Source organism: Thermosynechococcus sp. B1 (genome assembly GCF_030322985.1).
Lineage (GTDB): Bacteria > Cyanobacteriota > Cyanobacteriia > Thermosynechococcales > Thermosynechococcaceae > Thermosynechococcus.
Genome location: NZ_CP096573.1, coordinates 1,344,797 through 1,361,933, shown reverse-complemented (window position 1 = coordinate 1,361,933; position 17,137 = coordinate 1,344,797). Strand labels below are relative to the sequence as shown.

Sequence of the window (17,137 nt, the reverse complement as noted above, 5' to 3'; positions counted from 1 at the left end):
TTTGTTACAATTTAGACGGTTGCATCCCTTTGAGCGCTACTTTCTCTCGTTTTCCCTAGGAAGTAGTTAGAATTTGAGGGAAGGCGATTGTGCTACAGCGTTTTTCTCTGCCATCTCTCTGGACGAGCAAAATTAGCTCCTTGGAAAGGTGCAGCATCGTTAAGCTGTAGGGTAGCCTTCAGTCCGCTGTTGATACTGCCCGTAAGAATGGCCAATGAACAAAGATCAATTTGCCATGAGTGATAACCCCTACGAAAAGCTGCAAGTGCCGGAAGACGCTTCTTTCGAGCAGATTAAAGAAGCACGGGATGCGCTATTAGCGGCTCATCCGGGGGATGAACGGCAGCGTACCGAAATTGAAGCAGCCTACGATGCCATTTTGATGGATCGGCTGCGGCAACGCCAAGAGGGCAAAATCAAAGTGCCTGAGCGCATTCGCTATGCTGAGCAACTCAATGAACCGGCGCCAGCTAAGCCCAATCGCATTGCGAATCATCCCGCCCTTCAGTGGTGGCAGCAACAGTTGGACACCCCCAACCTGCGGGGCATCGCGATTACCTCAACGGTCTATGCCGTTCTGATGGCGATCGGGTTGTCTCAGGCCAATCCCGATACCTTGGCATTGGTGCTGTCACTGGGGGTTGGCTTTAACCTCGTGTGGCTGCAACGCAAAGAACAACGCCTTGGCCGTGCCTTTTTGATCACCCTCCTTGCCTTGATATTAGGCGCAGTGATCGCCGTGGGCATTTACCAGCTTGGTCTGCCGGGGGTCTTCCTCAATGTGGATCAACTGGTGGGCATTGGCGTTTTCGTCACCTTTTGGCTCACCAGCAATTTCCTGCGCTAACTGCGAATTTGAATCGGCATCACCAAGTATTTCATCTGGGCTTCCCCAAGGGGGAGGAGGATCGCGGGCTGGGTTTCGCCGTTGAGTTGCAGTTGCACCTCTGAACTATTCATCACCTTCAGTCCTTCGAGAAGATATTTGACATTGAAGGCCACCTCCATCGACTCCCCAGAAATCTGAGCCGGCACATTCTCTTCACCACTTCCCAATTGCGGCGCCTCAGCCGAGAGTTTGAGTTCTTGGGCTTCAGCATCAATGTTGATTTTGACGACGTTATTCTTTTGAGCCGCAAGAATTGCCACCCGTTCTAGGGCATCTGCTAGGGCCGATCGCTCCACCGTGACTTGGCGCGCAAAGGTTTTGGGAATGAGTTGGCGGTAATTGGGATACTGCCCCTCCAACAGACGGCTGGTAATGCGAGCATCGTTGCCAATATCAAACACCACTTGAGTCGGGTCACAGCGCAGCGCTACATCCCCGTCTTGTTTCGCCATCAGCCGCTCTAGATCCTTGAGGGATTTTGCGGGAATCGTAATCGGCGAGAGGGCTTCCGGCACAGGCTGTTCAGTCAGCGTAACGGCGAGGCGGTGGCCATCGGTCGCTGCAAACTCAAGGCGATCGACCTCAAAGGTCACATGCAACCCGGTGAGAATTTGCTTGGTTTCATCAGTGCTCGCCGCAAACAAACTCCCCTGAAGTCCCCGCCGCAATGCTTCTGCGGTCAAGGTTACAGGTGTCACATCCTCTAACGTGGGCAGAGCAGGAAATTCCTCGGCACTCATCCCCTGAATCTCAAAGAAACCGCTGCCATAGTCGAGGATCACTCGCGTATCTTCCGCCGTAATCTCAATATCGCGATTGGGCATCCGCGACACCATCTCACTAAAGAGCTTAGCAGAAACAGTAATTGCCCCCGGCACCTTGACCTCTGCATCCAGCCAGATTTGCATCCCCAAACTGAGATCAAAGACGGAGAGTCCGAGGCGGCCACCCTCAGCTTGCAGGAGAATATTCGCCAAAATCGGGTGCGACGGATTGCTCGGGGCAACGCGACTCAGGGGGGCGAGCTTACTACTGAGAACTGATTGTGAACAAACAACTTTCATGGTGTACTCCACGGCAGAGGCAGATGGGATAAGAGGCAACGGAGAGAAGAAGAAACGCGGCTCGTTATTGGCCGATCTACTAGCATACTATGCAATCTATGACTGGTATCGCTTGGGCAAAAACCGCCGTACTTTGCTCAGGAAAAACTCTAGCTCCGGTAGATTTAGGGGCGAGATAGCCGCTGCAAAAACAATCAGGCTGACACTGCCGGCGATCGCCAACTGCAACAGTTGCACCCCCAAGCCTTCCCGCCCCCAAAACAATTCCAGTCCTTTGAGGGCACCCCAACCTGCCGCACCACTGAGAACACTGGCTAGGGCAATTCCCAGCAACGGCACCATTAGCTCCCCCCAAGGTAGCCCCCCCAAACGACGGTGCAAAATCCAAGTCAGGGCAATAAACGATACGGTATTCACCCCAACCGTGGCCATTGCCAACCCAACAGCGCCAAAGGCTTGGGTAAAGAAAAAGCAAAACAGGGCATTAAATCCCAATCCCCAGAGGGTGATGTAGAGGGGTGTGCGGCCATCCTCTAGGGCATAAAAGACCCGCACAATGACATCGCGGGCAAGGTAGAAAAACATACCAACGGCATAAACCAATAGTAGCGCCGCCACAAGTTGGGAGGCCTGAAAATCAAAGGCACGCCGCTCATAGACCACCCGCACTGCCGGCAATGCCAAAGCTGCCATCATGCCACCGAGGGGCATCATACTCAAGGCAGTGAGTACCAAACTCTGGCGAATGCGTTCCTTGAGATCCGGCCAATGTTCTGGTTGTGCCAACTTTGAAAAAATGGGCATATAGGGCACAAGGATCACATTGGAGAGAATCCCTAAGGGCGTTAGAAAGAGGAGTTGGGAGTAACTCAAGGCCGACGCAGCCCCCACAGGCAACTGGGAGGCAAAGAAAAGACTGATATAGACGCTGATCAAGAGCATTCCCGAGGATAGGGTGGCAGGCCCCATGAGTTGAATTAACTCCCGCACCTCGGGACGATTGAGATCAAAACGTAATCGCAATGTACCCATGCCGGCTTGCCATTGGGCAGGAATTTGTACAAGCCATTGCAGTACCCCTCCCGCTAGGGTTCCCCAAGCGAGCACTGCTGGGCCAAATTGATCGGCAAAAAACCAAATGCCAATAATCACCGCTAAACTAGACAGCAAGGGACTAATGGAAGGCAACCAGTACTGATCGGCAGCATTGAGGGTACCAAAGCCAATGCCAATCAAACCCGAGAGCACGGCCAAGGGTGCCATAATCCGAAACTGCTCTGCGGCTAAGGCTTGAATCTCTGGACTGGCACCGGGGGCAATGAGTTGAATTAAGGGGTCAGCCAGCACCATCAAAATGGCGGTCAGCACCAGTAATAGGGCACCCACAACGGTGGTAATGGTTTCCACGAGGGGCGCGGCTTTTTCGGGCGGTTGCTTGAGAACCACACTGATGATCGAACTGTGGAACGGACCATTGATCCCCCCCAAGAGCACAAAGAGAAACCCCGGAATCACATAGGCATAACTGTAGGCATCCACTGCGGCGCCCACACCAAATTCGGCGGCGATCGCCTGCTGGCGAACCAGTCCCGCGACTTTACTCAACAGCGTTGCAACGGCAACAATGGTGGCAACATGGGCAAGCGAACGCGATTTCTTTTCCACAGTGGTGGCAATCCTAATAAAACTGACTGATTTGGGGATAACTCTGGCGATGATCGTACCAGCGATCTAGATCTCTTTTATTTCCGCTGGCAGCAGAATCGTAAAGCAGGTGCCTTGACCGACTTCGCTAGTCACCTGAATCTGACCGCGGTGGGCTTTGACAATGGATTGGGCGATCGCCAGCCCTAAACCCGTCCCTTCGGACTTTGTGCCCTGAAGGCGATAAAAGCGATCAAACAGGCGGGGCAGTTCACTGGCGGGAATCCCCGGTCCATTATCAGCAATTACGACACGGTAGAATTTACCCTGCTGATCCAACCTCACTTGAATCTGACCCCCCGCAGGGGTATATTGCACGGCATTACTGAGGATATTGGTTAACAAGCGGCTGAGATGATCGGGGTTGCCCCACAGGCGATAGGCCTCTGTCTCCGCGGTCTGGGGATCCGCAAGCTCCAACGCCAGTTGCAGTTGTTTTTGCTGGATCAGAGGTGTTTGCTCCTCAATCACCCCTAGGAGAATAGCATCAAGGTGACAGGGCTGGGCCTGCAGGGGAATCATGCCGCTATCTTGGCGAGTCAGAAAGAGCAAATCATCCACTAAGCGACTGAGGCGGCGACTAAGGCGTTCAATGACTAGGAGTTGTTGGCGTTGGGTTTCCGGATCCGCAGTGGCTAAGGCGACTTGGACATTGGTTTGAATGAGGGCCACGGGGTTGCGCAATTCATGGGAAGCATCGGCGGTAAATTGCTTCAAATAAGCATAGGACTGCTGCAGGGGGGCGATCGCCAGCCGTGACAGGAACCAACCACTAATACTCACTAGGGTCAGCGTAATTGTGATACCAACCAACAGATCCCAGAGCAGGGCTTGACTCGGCTGGGTCACCTCGAACCAAGGATGGCTGACCCGCAAATAGCCCAGTAGGCGATCGCCCACCACTAAGGCCACCGTCATCTGCCGTAGCCAGCGATCCTCCCCCACCTGCACCGTTTCTGCTGTCCGATTCAGATGCAAGGGCAGATCAAGGGGTTCTGAAAACGTGCTCCAAGCCAACTGCTGATCCGGAGTAAACCCCTCTAGGTCAATGTGATCCTCCTCCAGTGCCGCAAGGGGACTACTGCCTAAACTGGTTTGCCAATCAATGGCTTCCGCCGTGCCCGTGTCAATAATCAGGGAACGACTCACCACCTCAACAACGTGGCTGAGGGTGTCATCAATGCGCTCGATCAGGGTTCCCCGCACATAGAAAAAGAACCCCGTGGCAAAGATGAGGAGCAGGAGTGCCGTTACCCCCACATACCACAGTGCAAGACGGTATTGAATGGCACGAACCATCGTCATCGGGGCAATGCTAAGGGAGACCAATCACCACTGGAAACAAACGCCGCCCAATAGTAGGGGGATTCATCCTTGAGTCGCTGAAGCTGGACTTGCCGCAGGGCTTCTGTGCGCCCCATGCCTCGGTGCAGATTTTGGTAAAAGGCCACCATCATATCGCGGGTTACTTGATCATCCACTTTCCATAGGGTACTCACCTGCGATCGCGCCCCGGCTATGGTAAAGGCACGGCGCAGACCATAGACCCCTTCACCGTTGACCACCTCCCCCCGTCCCGTATCACAGGCCGATAACACCACTAATTCTGTGCCGCTGAGGTTCATGCCGGTCACTTCCAAAGCAGTAAGGACACCATCATCCACATCTGAACCACTCTGGCGTTGGTTAAATCCCGCTAAGGCCAACCCGGATCGCAAGAGGGGGTTGTCAAGGATGCCCTTGTTTTCTGAATTAGCTAAAAAAAAGCCGTGAGTGGCCAAGTGGAGAACTTTAGGGGAATTTGCTGCCTTAACCGCTGCTTCTGTGGCTGCTGCTTGGAGTAATACCTGAGCTTGGGGAAGGAGCACCCTCAGTGCTTGCGCTTCCTCAGTCGTCCCCGGTAGGGGAGCAAAAGTCAAACTCCGCAAATCAAGAGAGCGCACCGTTGCTGAAGGGGCATTGCCGAAGGAGCGATCGAAACTAGGGTCAGCAATAATCAAAGGAGTATGAACAGTTACAGATTGGGATTGAAGGCGCAAGAGTTCGCGCCCAGAGGTCAGCAATGTGATCATGTAAGACTCCACTAAATAGCGCCCTTGGGCATCCACAAGTGCCTGAAAGGGAATAGTATTCAACTCCCCATCCGGGGCAATGAGCAAATGAGTCACATTGCCAATCCACGGACGAATCGGCGTCATCACCCGCTCGGCAAGAACTTGAGCTGCCCGTTGAACTTCACCCTTGGGTAAGCGAGGGTCAGCCAAACGTAAGCGAGTCTGGCGTACTTGGGTATCAATTTCAGCAGCGGTGCCAAGATCTCTCCCTAGGGGCTGACCCGTGGCACGCAATACATAGACGCCATAGCGCGGCTCACCAAAGCTCTGTTTGCCCAAGTCGTAGGGGCGATAGCGAATAAACTCAATCAAAGCAGCATTAGCCGGAATCGCTCGTTGAACCGCAGCGATGGTTACGGGTTGAGTGAGTTCGCGAAAGCTAGCACTGCGCAGACTCAGTTCGGCTTCCAGTTGATTGGCCTGGGCTTGAAGCTGCTGCACTTGGGAGAAAGCTGCTGGCTTTGCTGAAGCAAAAACGAGTTTAGCGATGGTTGTGCGCAATGTGGTGAGTTGCTGGAGCTTCGCTTGATCTGGCGCCGCTAGTTGCCGTCGCAGTCGTGCTTGGTTCTGGCTGAGAAAATCCAGTAATCGCCCTTTGCGGCGCAAGAGTGTTGTCAGAGCCAAGGCGGTGGCCTCAGGATCTTGGGGCAGGTTCTGCAGGTGCAGCGTGAGAATGGCATTCGTCGTGTCTTCAAAGGTAGTCAGATACCTACGCTTGTAATCCTCAGCGCCAACGACCAGATTTTGAGTGAGGTTCTTTTCTTCGATTTCTTGAACATTGTTCAGTAGGGCAAGGGCCTGCCTCAAATCTCCCTGTTGCCAATAGACCGCAGCAAGGTTGCCGAGAGCAACGGCAGTGTTGGGATGGAGGTCTCCTAGGCGGGATTGGGCGATCGCCAGCGCCCGTTGATAGAGAGGCAGTGCCGCTGCGTAGTTGCGCTGATCAAAATAGAGCGTGGCTAAATTATTCAGGCTGGCAGCAATATCGGGGTGACCTGCGGGCAACGTTTGTTCGCGAATCTGAAGGGCACGTTGGTACAAGGGCAAGGCGTCAGCATAATTCTTTTGTTCCCGATACAGGGCTGCGAGGTTGTTCAGCGTTGTTGCCACGTAGGGACTCTTCTCCCCAAGGGTTTGCTCAAAGATCCTGAGGGCGCGTTGATACAAGGGCAGGGCGGCTGCACTCTTTTTTTGCTCAGTGTAGAGGAGACCGATGTTATTGAGAATGACCGCCACTTCGGGATGATTGAACCCTAGGGTCTTTTCGGCGATCGCCAATGCCCGCTGAAACACTGGCAACGCAGTATCATAGTTCCCTTGGGCACGATAGAGATTGGCCAAATTATTCAATGTTACGCCTACTTCTAGTTGTTCGGAACCTCCAGTACGTTCATAGATGGCCAATGCCCGCTGATAGAGGGGGAGTGCTGCTGCATAATTTCCCTGCTCAACATGGAGCTTTGCCAATTCGTTGAGACTGGCTGCCAAAAAGGGATGGTTGCTGCCCAGCGTATTTTCCACTAAGGTCACAAAGCGCTCTGCTAGGGGAATAGCAGCCTGCACATTACCTTGTTCCCGCAGTTGATCAATTTGATTGGCAAGTTCCTGAAATTGCTGGGGGGATGGCTGGGCTAGAGTTGGCGAACACAGACCAAGAATCAGACTACTTCCAAGGGCGATCGCGCCCCGGACAAGGCATCTTCTGGTGTTCATTTTTTTCCTCGGTGGTTCCTCAACAGCACCCGTCACAATCAAGAATACTGATGGGAAACGCTCACCCCCAGTTCCTGCCAAATGGCATCTAAGAGAAGCTCTAACCCCTGACGCGCCACCGCAGAGATGGCAAAAACCCGCTGACCGGCATAGGCAGCGAGGGTCTCTTGAATAGCCGTAATTTGCGAAGCCTCTAGGGCATCAATTTTATTCAGGGCAATAATTTGCGGGCGATCGCCCAAGCCGTGCCCATAAGCCACTAGCTCATCGCGAATGGTTTGGTAAGCAGCCACCACATCCTCAGCCGTGGCATCAATCAAGTGCAGCAGCAGACGTGTGCGCTCAATATGGCGGAGAAACTCATGCCCCAACCCCAGACCCGCATGGGCACCGGCAATAAGACCGGGAATATCAGCAAACACGGTTCCATCACCATTGGGTTGGCGCACCACACCTAAATTGGGCACCAAGGTTGTAAAGGGATAATCAGCGATTTTCGGTCGCGCTGCTGATAACACCGAAATTAGGGTGGATTTACCGGCATTGGGCAGGCCAATAATGCCCACTTCCGCTAGTAGTTTGAGTTCCAGCCGGAGATGCCGCTCTTCCCCCTCCAAGCCCGGTAGGGCATAGTCTGGTGCTCGTTGATGATTGCTAAGGAAGTGCTTATTCCCTAACCCCCCTTTGCCCCCCTTGGCCACCAGCAGCGTTTGACCAGGGGTAGTGAGGTCGCCCAGTAATTCCTCCGTTTCCGCATCCCAAACCATGGTGCCACAGGGCACTTCAATCACTAAATCTGCACCACAGGCACCCGTACGGTTATTCGGCCCGCCCCGCTGGCCATTTTCTGCCTTAAACACATGGGCATAACGAAAGTCCAGCAGTGTTTGTAAATTGGAGACTGCTTTGAGAATCACCGAGCCACCATTGCCGCCATTGCCCCCCGATGGCCCCCCCGCAGGCACGTATTTTTCACGGCGAAAGGCAATAATGCCGTCACCCCCCTTCCCAGCTTTGACATGAATTTCTGCGAGGTCAATAAATTGCATTTTGGCCGCAATCGGTTGCGTATGAGTTGGATATTTGAGTATTGTATCTTGCCAACTTGTTGACAGTTCTTTTCACGGGGATAGCACAGACTCCAAAGGGTGAAACTCCGTATCGAAGACGCTTGATGTACGTCATAGGAGAATAAGGGCTATATGGTAGGCTTAAGGGAATTTTTAGTGTGGCGAGGCAATAGTGTTTATTCGATGGCAACGCCGACGACGACCCGCTCCGCCTGAAGAAGGGGTTTTATTTTGGCGACTGGTGTTGTGGCTAGGGGTTGCCTTAATTTCCGGCAGCCTAGGGGCACTGTGGGGGCTATTGAGTCAGAGTACACCACTCATGCAGCGATCGCTCAGCAGTCGAGAGTGGCAGGTGTTTCAACGGGGCGATCGCTGGACAGGGGCAAGGCTCCATCAACCCTTGAATTTACTGCTTATTGGCTCCAAGGTCTTAACCTCCGACTTAGATGAACCGCCCGACCCCAACCTTACCTACCATGCCCTAGTGAATTCCGTTGAGGGGCTATCGGACTCACTTCTACTGGTGCGTTTTGATCCAGTGCAGCAACGGTTAGTGGTGCTGTCAATTCCCCGCGATACCCTCACCTTCATTCCGGGTCGGGGGGATGCCAAAATCAACGAAGCCAATGCCCTCGGTGGACCCGCACTGGCGGCGGAAACCGTGAGTGATTTGCTAGGGGATGTGCCCATCGATCGCTATTTGCGCATTAACGTTCAAGGCATTGAGAAACTCATTGATGCCCTTGGGGGGGTGACAGTGGATGTACCCATAGCCATGCGCTATCGGGATGACAGTCAGCGCCTCTACATTGATTTGCAGTCCGGACGACAACACCTGAATGGCAACCAAGCCCTACAATTTCTGCGCTTTCGCTACGATGCCCTTGGCGATATTGGCCGCGTGCAGCGACAACAGATGTTTTTGCGGGCACTAATGGAGCAAACGGCTCGCCCCGAAACCCTTGCCCGTACCCCCCAGCTTCTCAGTATTATTCGCGAAAACTTGGATACCAACTTAACGGTTGAGGAACTGATGAGCTTGGGGCAATTCCTCACTAGCTTGCCGCGATCGCGGGTGGAGTTTCTGATGCTGCCGGGGAACTTTAATGGCAGCACCGATGAAGTGGAAGTGAGCTATTGGTTGCCCAATTACCAACGGATTGCTTGGCTAACGGATCACTATTTCCGCGACACCCCTACTGCTGATCCGCGCGAGACAGGTCTGCCCCCCCCTGCCCAAGTGCGGATTGCGATTCAAAATACCACCCTGCCAGAATCATGGGTCATGCGTCTGAGTCAGCAACTGCAAATCGCCGGTTACCCCGATCCTTTGGTGGCAGAGCCATTGCCCCAACCGATGCCGATTACACGGATCATTGCTCAGCAGGGGGATTTGGCGGCAGCGCGTCGGGTGCAGTTATTGCTGGGATTTGGGGAAGTGCGGGTGGAGAGTACGGGTGTGCTAGCATCGGATGTGACGATTCAACTGGGCGACGATGCCCGCGATCGCCTGCAATTGAGACTGACAAAATCTCTGTGAGTGAACCCTACGTGATTGGTGTTGATCTTGGTGGCACTGCCATCAAAATGGGGCGCTTTAGTCCCAAGGGGGATTGCCTCAATACCCTAACGTTGCCGACCCCTCAGCCTCCCTTTCCAGAGCGGGTGATTAAGGCCATTGTGCAGGGGATTAAAGAACTGGATGGTGAGGATCGGGCGTTGGCGATCGGGATGGGCATACCGGGGCCTGTGGATGCCAGTGGTCGCATTGCCCGCCGTGCCATTAACCTTGACTGGTACGAAGTGCCCATTAGCGACAGCCTCGAACATCTGACGGGGAAACCCACCGTGATTGGTAACGATGCCAACTGTGCTGGCCTTGGAGAAGCATGGCTAGGGGCAGGGAGTCAGTTTAAGGATTTAATTTTGCTGACCTTGGGGACGGGGGTCGGCGGTGCGATTATCCTCAATGGCGATCTCTTTGTCGGTCGGGATGGTGCTGCCGGCGAGTTGGGGCTGATTACCCTCGACTACAACGGACCTCCCTGCAACAGTGGCAATCGCGGTTCCCTTGAGCAACATGTTTCCGCCCAAGCCCTGCGGCGGCGCTGGGGCTGTGAACCCCATGAGATGGCAGAGCGAGCCAACAATGGCGACCCTGAGGCGATCGCCCTCTGGCAAAGCTATGGCCGTGAATTAGCCGCTGGCATTGCGAGCCTTGTGTATGTCCTCACCCCCGAAGCAGTGATTATTGGTGGGGGGATTAGTGCCGCCAGTGACCTCTTTTTTCCCTCGATGATTGCTGAATTGGAAGAGCGGGTGCTGCCCACCTCCCGCAATCACCTCCACTGTTTGCGAGCCACCCTTGGCAATCATGCGGGCATCGTCGGTGCAGCCAAACTAGCGTGGAAATATGTGAAAGACCACCTCTAAGTTGCCTTCGCTAGGATCAAGTTATTCGGCTTAAATCAACCGTTATGACTTCTACAACACCCGTGGACAGCTCGCCGCTGCTGCTCAATGTCCGCAATGCAACGGTGCAGGTGACCCCAGAGCAGTTTGATCAGCTCTGCCGCGATAATCCTGATCTGCGCCTAGAATTGACCAAGGCTGGAGAATTGATTGTCATGCCGCCAACGGGGGGGCAAACGGGTGCCCAAAATTTTGAGCTGATTGTGGAAGTGGGGCTTTGGAACCGGCAAACGCAACTGGGGCGCGCCTTTGATTCCTCAACGGGCTATGACTTTACAGCTTTGGGGGGCGGCAAACTCTCCCCAGATGTCTCTTGGATTGCTAGCCCCCGCCTAGAGGGGGTTGATCTGACGGGCTTTATCCCTATCGTGCCGGATTTCGTTGCTGAGTTGCGATCGCCCTCGGATGCGATTGACCGCTTACGCGCCAAAATGCAGGAGTATCGGCGACTGGGGGTGCGCTTGGGGCTGCTGATCAATTCCCAAGACCGCCAAGTGGAACTCTATCGTCCCCAAGAGGACGTGGTTGTTTTAGACGCCCCCCAGGTCGTTGATTGCAGCGAGGTGATGCCGGGGTTTCTCCTACCGATGGCGCGGTTGTGGATTTAGAGCCGCTCGACAAATTTTGCCAGTCGCGTCAGGCCTTTTTCAATGGTGGCCAAATCCGTGGCGTAGGAGAGGCGAATGTGATCATCCATGCCAAAGGCTTTACCGGGAATTGTGGCCACCTTTTCTTCCTCCAGCAGGCGATCGCAAAACTCTACGGAACTTAAACCCGTTTCGCTAATATCCACAAAGAGATAAAAGGCGCCTTGGGGTTTGAGACAGCGCAGGCGAGGAATCTCAGAAATGCGTTCATACATACAGGCACGGCGATCGCGGAAGGCGGCCACCATCTCGGCCACACAGGCTTGACTTCCCTCTAGAGCCGCAAGGGCACCGTATTGGGCAAACGTACACACATTTGAGGTGCTGTGGCTCTGAATTTTCGTGGCGACTTTAATCACATCGGTTGCCCCTGCCAAATAGCCCACACGCCAACCCGTCATCGCATAGGCCTTGGCAAAGCCACTACAGACAATGGTTCGCTCAAAGGCCGCCTCACTGACAGCACCGATGCTCAGGTGTTCAGCCCCATCGTAGAGAATCTTCTCGTAAATCTCATCGGAGACCACCCACAGTTGATGCCGCACAATCACTGCCGCTAGTTCGCGAATTTCCTCGGGGGTATAGACCATGCCCGTGGGGTTGCTGGGGGAGTTGAGGACAAAGAGCCGTGTTTTCGGCGTAATTGCATCCTCCAGTTGAGCAGGGGTAATCCGATAACCGGTTTCCGGCGTGGTTGCTACAATCACCGGCGTGCCACTAGCCAAGTGCACCATTTCTGGATAGCTCACCCAGTAGGGGGCAGGAATAATGACCTCATCGCCGGGATTGATTAGGGCTAGCATCAGGTTAAAGAGCGCCTGCTTGCCGCCATTGGTGACGAGAATATTTTCAGCACGATAGGGCAGGTGGTTGTCGTTGTTGAGCTTGGTGGCGATCGCCTGCCGCAAGGCCGGTTCCCCTGCCGCCGAACCATAGCGGGTTTTGCCTTGATCGAGCGCTGTTTTTGCCGCCTCACGAATGTGGGCAGGGGTGTCAAAGTCGGGTTCGCCCGCACTAAAGCTACAGATATCCTCTCCAGCCGCGCGCATTGCCTTGGCTTTGGCATCAATCGCCAGCGTTACCGACGGCGTGACCCGCATCACCCGCGTTGCCCAGTCCATCCTTTGTCTCCTGCACTACTTTCCGTATTGTGGCACTTTGGCAGGGGAGCGGCGAATCAAATATCGACCGTTCACGTTGAGGTTGCCAGTGGAGGATACCCCCAGGGGAATTCGAATCCCCGTCGCCTCCGTGAAAGGGAGGTGTCCTAGGCCTCTAGACGATGGGGGCAAGACTCAGCATTAGTTAATGTAGCGAATGCCCTGAGCGTTTGTCAACACCTTGGGAAATTTTTGCATCGCAGCCGCTCCTAGGGAGAAAATGAGGGCGAGTGACTGAGGGACTTGCTGTGGAACTTGCTGGCCTACGTTCCTTCTCGATTGTGATGCCCGCCTACAATGTGGTGACCCAGCGGGGAGAAACGGTCTTTCGGGAAACCCTTGAGAGCATTGCCGCCAGTTGCCGCTACCTCCAACAGCACTTCCCCTACGCCACTGCGGGGGAATTGATCCTTGTGAGCGATGGCTCTACGGATCACACCTGTGATGTAGCAACTGCCCAGTGGCCGGATGTAGTGCCCCTACAATTGGTGGGCTTGCCGACGAATATGGGTATTGCGGCAGCGCGGAACATGGGGGTGCGCTTGGCCAAAGGGGAGGTGATTTTTTTCTGTGATGCCGATGATCTCTACCGCCCTGAGCATCTGTTTTTAGCCCTATCGGTGTTGAATCAGCCTTTACCAGCACCCTATGCCCCAGCGTATTTTGGGGCGGTACGCACAGGGGTCTATTGTCGCGATCGCCTGCACCCCTACTGGCACAGGAGTCTCGAGCAAACGCTGGTGCTCAATCTCGCCGTGCGCCGCGAAGTCCATGAGTTTATTGGCGGCTTTCCCGAAGAGGAGGTGTTTCGCCAATTTCGCTATGGGGCTGAGGATGTGGCCTATGCCCATTGGCTGCACCAGTTTTGCCACACTGCCCGCCTCCAGCAGCAGACCGTTGAGTACCGCCGCTTTCCCAATAGTTTCTTTGACCGTCAACTCAAGAAATTCCAAGCCGCTCCCGGTACCGTGGCTGATGATCTGGATGCGAGCGATCGCCAGCAGGAGGCGCAGATTCAGCAGATTATGGCCACACGACTGCAGGAATTGCAGGCCAAGGCGGCTCAACTGGTGGCCTAGGCTTTTTTGTGGCGCTGGACAATCGTCGCGGCCAGTTTCTCCGGTACTTCTTGAAGATGGTCAAATTGCCAATGGAAGCCACCTGTGCCCATTGTCAGCGATCGCAACTCCACCACAAAGTCATGCATTTCTGCTTGGGGTAGATAAGCCTCAATCTGTTCCCAGCCGGGCCAACCCTCCTTATTGCTGTAGCCCAAAACCTGACCGCGCCGCCCCGTCAACGCCTGCATCACCTTAGCCGTAAAAGCTTGGGGCATCCACACTTGGACTGCCATGATGGGTTCTAGGAGTTGCGGTTCACACTGGGGAATTCCCGCTTGCATGGCGAGGCGAGCCGCTTGGCGAAAGGCCTGCTCAGAGCTATCCACGGAGTGATAGGAGCCATTGGTGAGGGTCACCGCCACATCCACGATCGGAAATCCCAACGGTCCTTGGTTGAGAAATTCCCGCACCCCTTGCTCGACACCGGGGATATATTGCTTGGGCACAACGCCGCCGACAATGGTTTCACTAAATTGAAAGCCGCTGCCGCGTTCTAGGGGAGCAATATCGAGGTACACATCGCCAAACTGGCCGTGGCCACCGGTTTGATGTTTATAGCGGCCATGACTGTTTTTCGTGCTGCGGCGAATGGTTTCCTTGTAGGGGACTTGGGGGAGATGGGTTTGCATCGGTAGGTTATATTTGCGGCGCAGGCGATCAAGGGCAATCTGCAAGTGAATGTCACCCTGTCCCCAGAGAATAATTTCATGGGTATCGCCATGCTGTTCCCAGCGCAGCGCCGGATCTTCCTCAAGAAGTTTTTGCAGCGCGCTGGTGAGCTTCACCTCATCACTGCGTTTACTGGGGGTAATGGCCAAGGCATAGACGGGTTCTAGTTGGGGGGCACAGGGCAAAGGCACCGCCTGACCATTGATACTGAGGGTCTCACCCGTACGAATGCCCTCTAGGCGCGCCAAGAGAACGATGTCCCCCGCTGTGGCTTGTCCCAAGGATTCCAGTTGTGTACCTTGGGCACGGTAGATACCACCCACACGCACCCCATTCAAGCTCATACCATCGGTCAAGGTACCCTGCCAGACCCGAACGAGGGAGAGCTTGCCGCCTCCTTGGGGTAGATAGAAGGTCTTCAGTACTTGGGCGAGGGGTTCCTCACCATTAATCTGGCGATGGGCAGCAGTTTCTGTGGCATCGGGTGCTTCGCGATCAAGGGCTGCCAATAGGGGGCGCACACCGTAGTCCGTTTGCGCACTGCCAAAAAAGACGGGCACAATTAAATCGGCTCCCAACTCCCAGCGCAGATCCGCCATGATTTCACTTTCTGGCGGCGCAATATCCTCAAGGAGTTCTTCCAAAAGGTGGTCATCATAGTTGGCTAGAGCCTCCAGTAGCTCCGCCCGCGCCGCCTGTTCAACGGCTTGTAATTCCGAAGGAAAGGGAACTAAATCCGCCGCTGCCCCCGCATGATAGTGATAGGCCTGCTCCGTCACCAAGTCAATGTAGCCCAAGAGATCATCCCCCTGCCAAATGGGGTACTGGTGGGGTACCAAGGGGCGACTGGAAACTTGGCGATAGGCCGCGAGGATCTCCATGTAGGGGTCATGGGCGCGCTCCATCTTGTTGACAAAAAGAATATGGGGAATCTGCCAGTCATCGAGGAATTTGAACAGGGGGGTTAGGGTAAAGGCGCGATCGCTAAGGGGTTCACAGACAACGATTGCCATATCCACCCCCACGAGGGCATTGAGGGTTTCTTGCAGCAATTCCACCGAGCCGGGACAGTCGAGAAGCGTCAGCTCCAAGTCTCCATACTGGGTATGAACGACATTCAGTTCCACCCCCATTTGGCGATCGCGAGCCTCAGGGCTGGTATCTAGAAGACTACTGGCCTTACTGCTCGTGGCGTGGGTAAGGCGCAAAATGCTTTCTGCAAGGGTTGTTTTGCCACTGTTGTAGCTGCCCACAAGGGCAATGTTGCATCGTCTCGCCATCACACACCTACCTTTTGATTTGCCATTCGGGTCAAAATTGTCCAGAATAGAGCCTTAGTTTGCCTTAACTAGATCTCTTAACCCTTGGCGATCGCCCTTGGCGGAATTTGCAGTATCTCTTAAGAGAGCTGTAAACAACCGTTAAGTTGGGGTTAACGTTTGCGAGGAGGACTCACTCACGATGCGCTTCAATTCCCTTTTGTGGGCTAGTATTGCCAGTCTTGGCCTTTGGATGGCATCGCCAGTACACGCCAATAGCCAAGTCAGCACGCTGATGCAAGAAGGGCGACGGCTAGTGGAAGCAGGAAACTATGCCCAAGCCTTGGCCATTTATCAGCAACTGCTCCAGAGCGAGAGCCGTAATCCCCGCGTGCATTCTGCCATTGGCTACCTCTATGCCCAGCAGGGACAATTTGCCGAAGCCGCCCGTGCCTACCAACGCGCTATTGAGCTGGATCAACAAAACGCTGATTTTTACTATGCCCTCGGCTACAGTCTGGGGATGATGGGGGAAAACCACGGGGCTGCTGCCGCCTACCGCCAAGCCATTCGCCTGAATAACCGTAATGCCCAATCCTACGAAGGACTGGCGGTGATTCTCGCCCGCATGGGGGATCCCCAAGGCGCTATACAGGCCTACCGCTCCGCCCTCAGTCTTGACCCCCGCAATTGGGCGGCTCAAAAGGGATTAGGCGTTTTGCTGCTCCAACAACGCAATATTCCTGAAGCCCTCAGTAGTCTGCAACAGGCGGCAGCCCTTGCCCCTAGCAATGCCTCGATTCAACTCAACTTGGGGATGGCACTTCTGGCCGCCGGCGATCCTAGCAATGGCTGGCAAGCGATTGATCGCGCGGCTAACTTGGGTCAGCGGGATGCGGATCTGCTACAACAGGTGGCTGAACTGGCGGCTGCTGCAAATCAAACCGAGCGAGCCATTCAAGCCTATCGCCGCCTAATCACTTTGCAACCCGAACGGCTAGCCACCTACTTTAGCTTTGGCGAGTTGTTAATGCAGCAGAACAACCCCCTTGAAGCGGCGGCCATTTATCGTCAAGCCACGCAGATCAACCCTAGAGATCCCGAAGGATTTTACCGCTTGGGCAAAGCCTTGGCAGCGCAAGGGCGGCGGCAGGAGGCTCGCAGTGCCTATCAAATGGCTTTGAAACTGTACCGTGAGCAAAATAACCGCGCAGGGGAAACCAAAGTCCGAGACGCGATGCGGCAGCGCAATTAG

General features: G+C 54.6%; 13 protein-coding genes and 1 tRNA gene. 6 read left to right on the top strand and 8 right to left on the bottom strand.

The features are described from left to right. The first annotated feature begins 214 nt into the window (after positions 1-214). Entirely contained in the window at positions 215-847 is a 633-nt protein-coding gene (locus M0644_RS06895; RefSeq protein WP_149819363.1) for a CPP1-like family protein, read from the top strand. On the opposite strand, the gene dnaN is transcribed toward M0644_RS06895, so the two are convergent. The 5 genes from dnaN to obgE all read right to left on the bottom strand — a co-directional run bounded on the left by dnaN (position 844) and on the right by obgE (position 8,533). Further along, positions 844-1,953, bottom strand: a complete 1,110-nt coding sequence (gene dnaN, locus M0644_RS06890) for a DNA polymerase III subunit beta (RefSeq protein ID WP_149819361.1) — start codon at positions 1,951-1,953, stop codon at positions 844-846. The two genes, M0644_RS06895 and dnaN, sit on opposite strands and share 4 nt — an antisense overlap. 96 nt (positions 1,954-2,049) lie before the next feature. Beyond that, entirely contained in the window at positions 2,050-3,618 is a 1,569-nt protein-coding gene (murJ, locus tag M0644_RS06885) for a murein biosynthesis integral membrane protein MurJ (protein WP_149819359.1), read from the bottom strand. Between the two features lie 66 nt (positions 3,619-3,684). After that, on the bottom strand, positions 3,685-4,956 hold the full coding sequence (locus tag M0644_RS06880) for a HAMP domain-containing sensor histidine kinase (protein ID WP_315863027.1): 1,272 nt from the start codon (positions 4,954-4,956) through the stop codon (positions 3,685-3,687). A 2-nt stretch (positions 4,957-4,958) separates the two neighbouring features. Next, positions 4,959-7,484, bottom strand: coding sequence for a CHAT domain-containing protein (locus M0644_RS06875; RefSeq protein ID WP_286625056.1), 2,526 nt, complete (start codon positions 7,482-7,484; stop codon positions 4,959-4,961). A gap of 38 nt (positions 7,485-7,522) precedes the next feature. Beyond that, positions 7,523-8,533, bottom strand: a complete 1,011-nt coding sequence (gene obgE, locus M0644_RS06870) for a GTPase ObgE (protein ID WP_286625055.1) — start codon at positions 8,531-8,533, stop codon at positions 7,523-7,525. Positions 8,534-8,726: 193 nt separating this feature from the next. Here obgE and M0644_RS06865 point away from each other — a divergent pair, with 193 nt between their 5' ends. Genes M0644_RS06865 through M0644_RS06855 form a run of 3 tightly spaced genes read left to right on the top strand, consistent with a single transcriptional unit; the run spans position 8,727 to position 11,634 of the window. Continuing rightward, on the top strand, positions 8,727-10,094 hold the full coding sequence (locus M0644_RS06865) for an LCP family protein (RefSeq protein ID WP_149819351.1): 1,368 nt from the start codon (positions 8,727-8,729) through the stop codon (positions 10,092-10,094). Then, positions 10,091-10,987 carry an ROK family protein gene (locus M0644_RS06860; RefSeq protein WP_286625054.1) on the top strand — a complete coding sequence of 299 codons (897 nt, stop codon included), beginning with the start codon at positions 10,091-10,093 and terminating at the stop codon, positions 10,985-10,987. The genes M0644_RS06865 and M0644_RS06860 overlap by 4 nt, the downstream gene beginning before the upstream one ends. Positions 10,988-11,031: 44 nt before the next feature. Beyond that, positions 11,032-11,634 carry a Uma2 family endonuclease gene (locus M0644_RS06855; protein ID WP_149819347.1) on the top strand — a complete coding sequence of 201 codons (603 nt, stop codon included), beginning with the start codon at positions 11,032-11,034 and terminating at the stop codon, positions 11,632-11,634. On the opposite strand, the gene M0644_RS06850 is transcribed toward M0644_RS06855, so the two are convergent. Both M0644_RS06850 and M0644_RS06845 read right to left on the bottom strand, forming a co-directional pair. Continuing rightward, on the bottom strand, positions 11,631-12,794 hold the full coding sequence (locus M0644_RS06850) for a pyridoxal phosphate-dependent aminotransferase (protein WP_149819345.1): 1,164 nt from the start codon (positions 12,792-12,794) through the stop codon (positions 11,631-11,633). The genes M0644_RS06855 and M0644_RS06850 overlap by 4 nt on opposite strands. A gap of 96 nt (positions 12,795-12,890) precedes the next feature. Next, a tRNA-Glu gene (locus tag M0644_RS06845) sits at positions 12,891-12,963 on the bottom strand. Between the two features lie 100 nt (positions 12,964-13,063). Between M0644_RS06845 and M0644_RS06840 the strand changes: the two genes are divergently transcribed. Beyond that, positions 13,064-13,912, top strand: a complete 849-nt coding sequence (locus M0644_RS06840; protein ID WP_286625053.1) for a glycosyltransferase family A protein — start codon at positions 13,064-13,066, stop codon at positions 13,910-13,912. Here M0644_RS06840 and M0644_RS06835 read toward each other — a convergent pair. Then, positions 13,909-15,903, bottom strand: a complete 1,995-nt coding sequence (locus M0644_RS06835; RefSeq protein WP_286625052.1) for an elongation factor G — start codon at positions 15,901-15,903, stop codon at positions 13,909-13,911. The genes M0644_RS06840 and M0644_RS06835 overlap by 4 nt on opposite strands. A gap of 232 nt (positions 15,904-16,135) precedes the next feature. Between M0644_RS06835 and M0644_RS06830 the strand changes: the two genes are divergently transcribed. Next, a complete protein-coding gene (locus M0644_RS06830; RefSeq protein WP_286625050.1) occupies positions 16,136-17,137 on the top strand; it encodes a tetratricopeptide repeat protein in 1,002 nt (333 codons plus the stop codon).

Excerpts from the sequence above, each read along its gene's own strand:
- dnaN (WP_149819361.1), bottom strand. The coding sequence starts at position 1,953 with ATGAAAGTTGTTTGTTCACAATCAGTTCTCAGTAGTAAGCTCGCCCCC.
- M0644_RS06835 (WP_286625052.1), bottom strand. The coding sequence starts at position 15,903 with ATGGCGAGACGATGCAACATTGCCCTTGTGGGCAGCTACAACAGTGGC.
- obgE (WP_286625055.1), bottom strand. The coding sequence starts at position 8,533 with ATGCAATTTATTGACCTCGCAGAAATTCATGTCAAAGCTGGGAAGGGG.
- M0644_RS06895 (WP_149819363.1), top strand. The coding sequence starts at position 215 with ATGAACAAAGATCAATTTGCCATGAGTGATAACCCCTACGAAAAGCTG.
- M0644_RS06855 (WP_149819347.1), top strand. The coding sequence starts at position 11,032 with ATGACTTCTACAACACCCGTGGACAGCTCGCCGCTGCTGCTCAATGTC.
- M0644_RS06850 (WP_149819345.1), bottom strand. The coding sequence starts at position 12,794 with ATGGACTGGGCAACGCGGGTGATGCGGGTCACGCCGTCGGTAACGCTG.
- M0644_RS06875 (WP_286625056.1), bottom strand. The coding sequence starts at position 7,484 with ATGAACACCAGAAGATGCCTTGTCCGGGGCGCGATCGCCCTTGGAAGT.
- M0644_RS06880 (WP_315863027.1), bottom strand. The coding sequence starts at position 4,956 with ATGGTTCGTGCCATTCAATACCGTCTTGCACTGTGGTATGTGGGGGTA.
- M0644_RS06830 (WP_286625050.1), top strand. The coding sequence starts at position 16,136 with ATGGCATCGCCAGTACACGCCAATAGCCAAGTCAGCACGCTGATGCAA.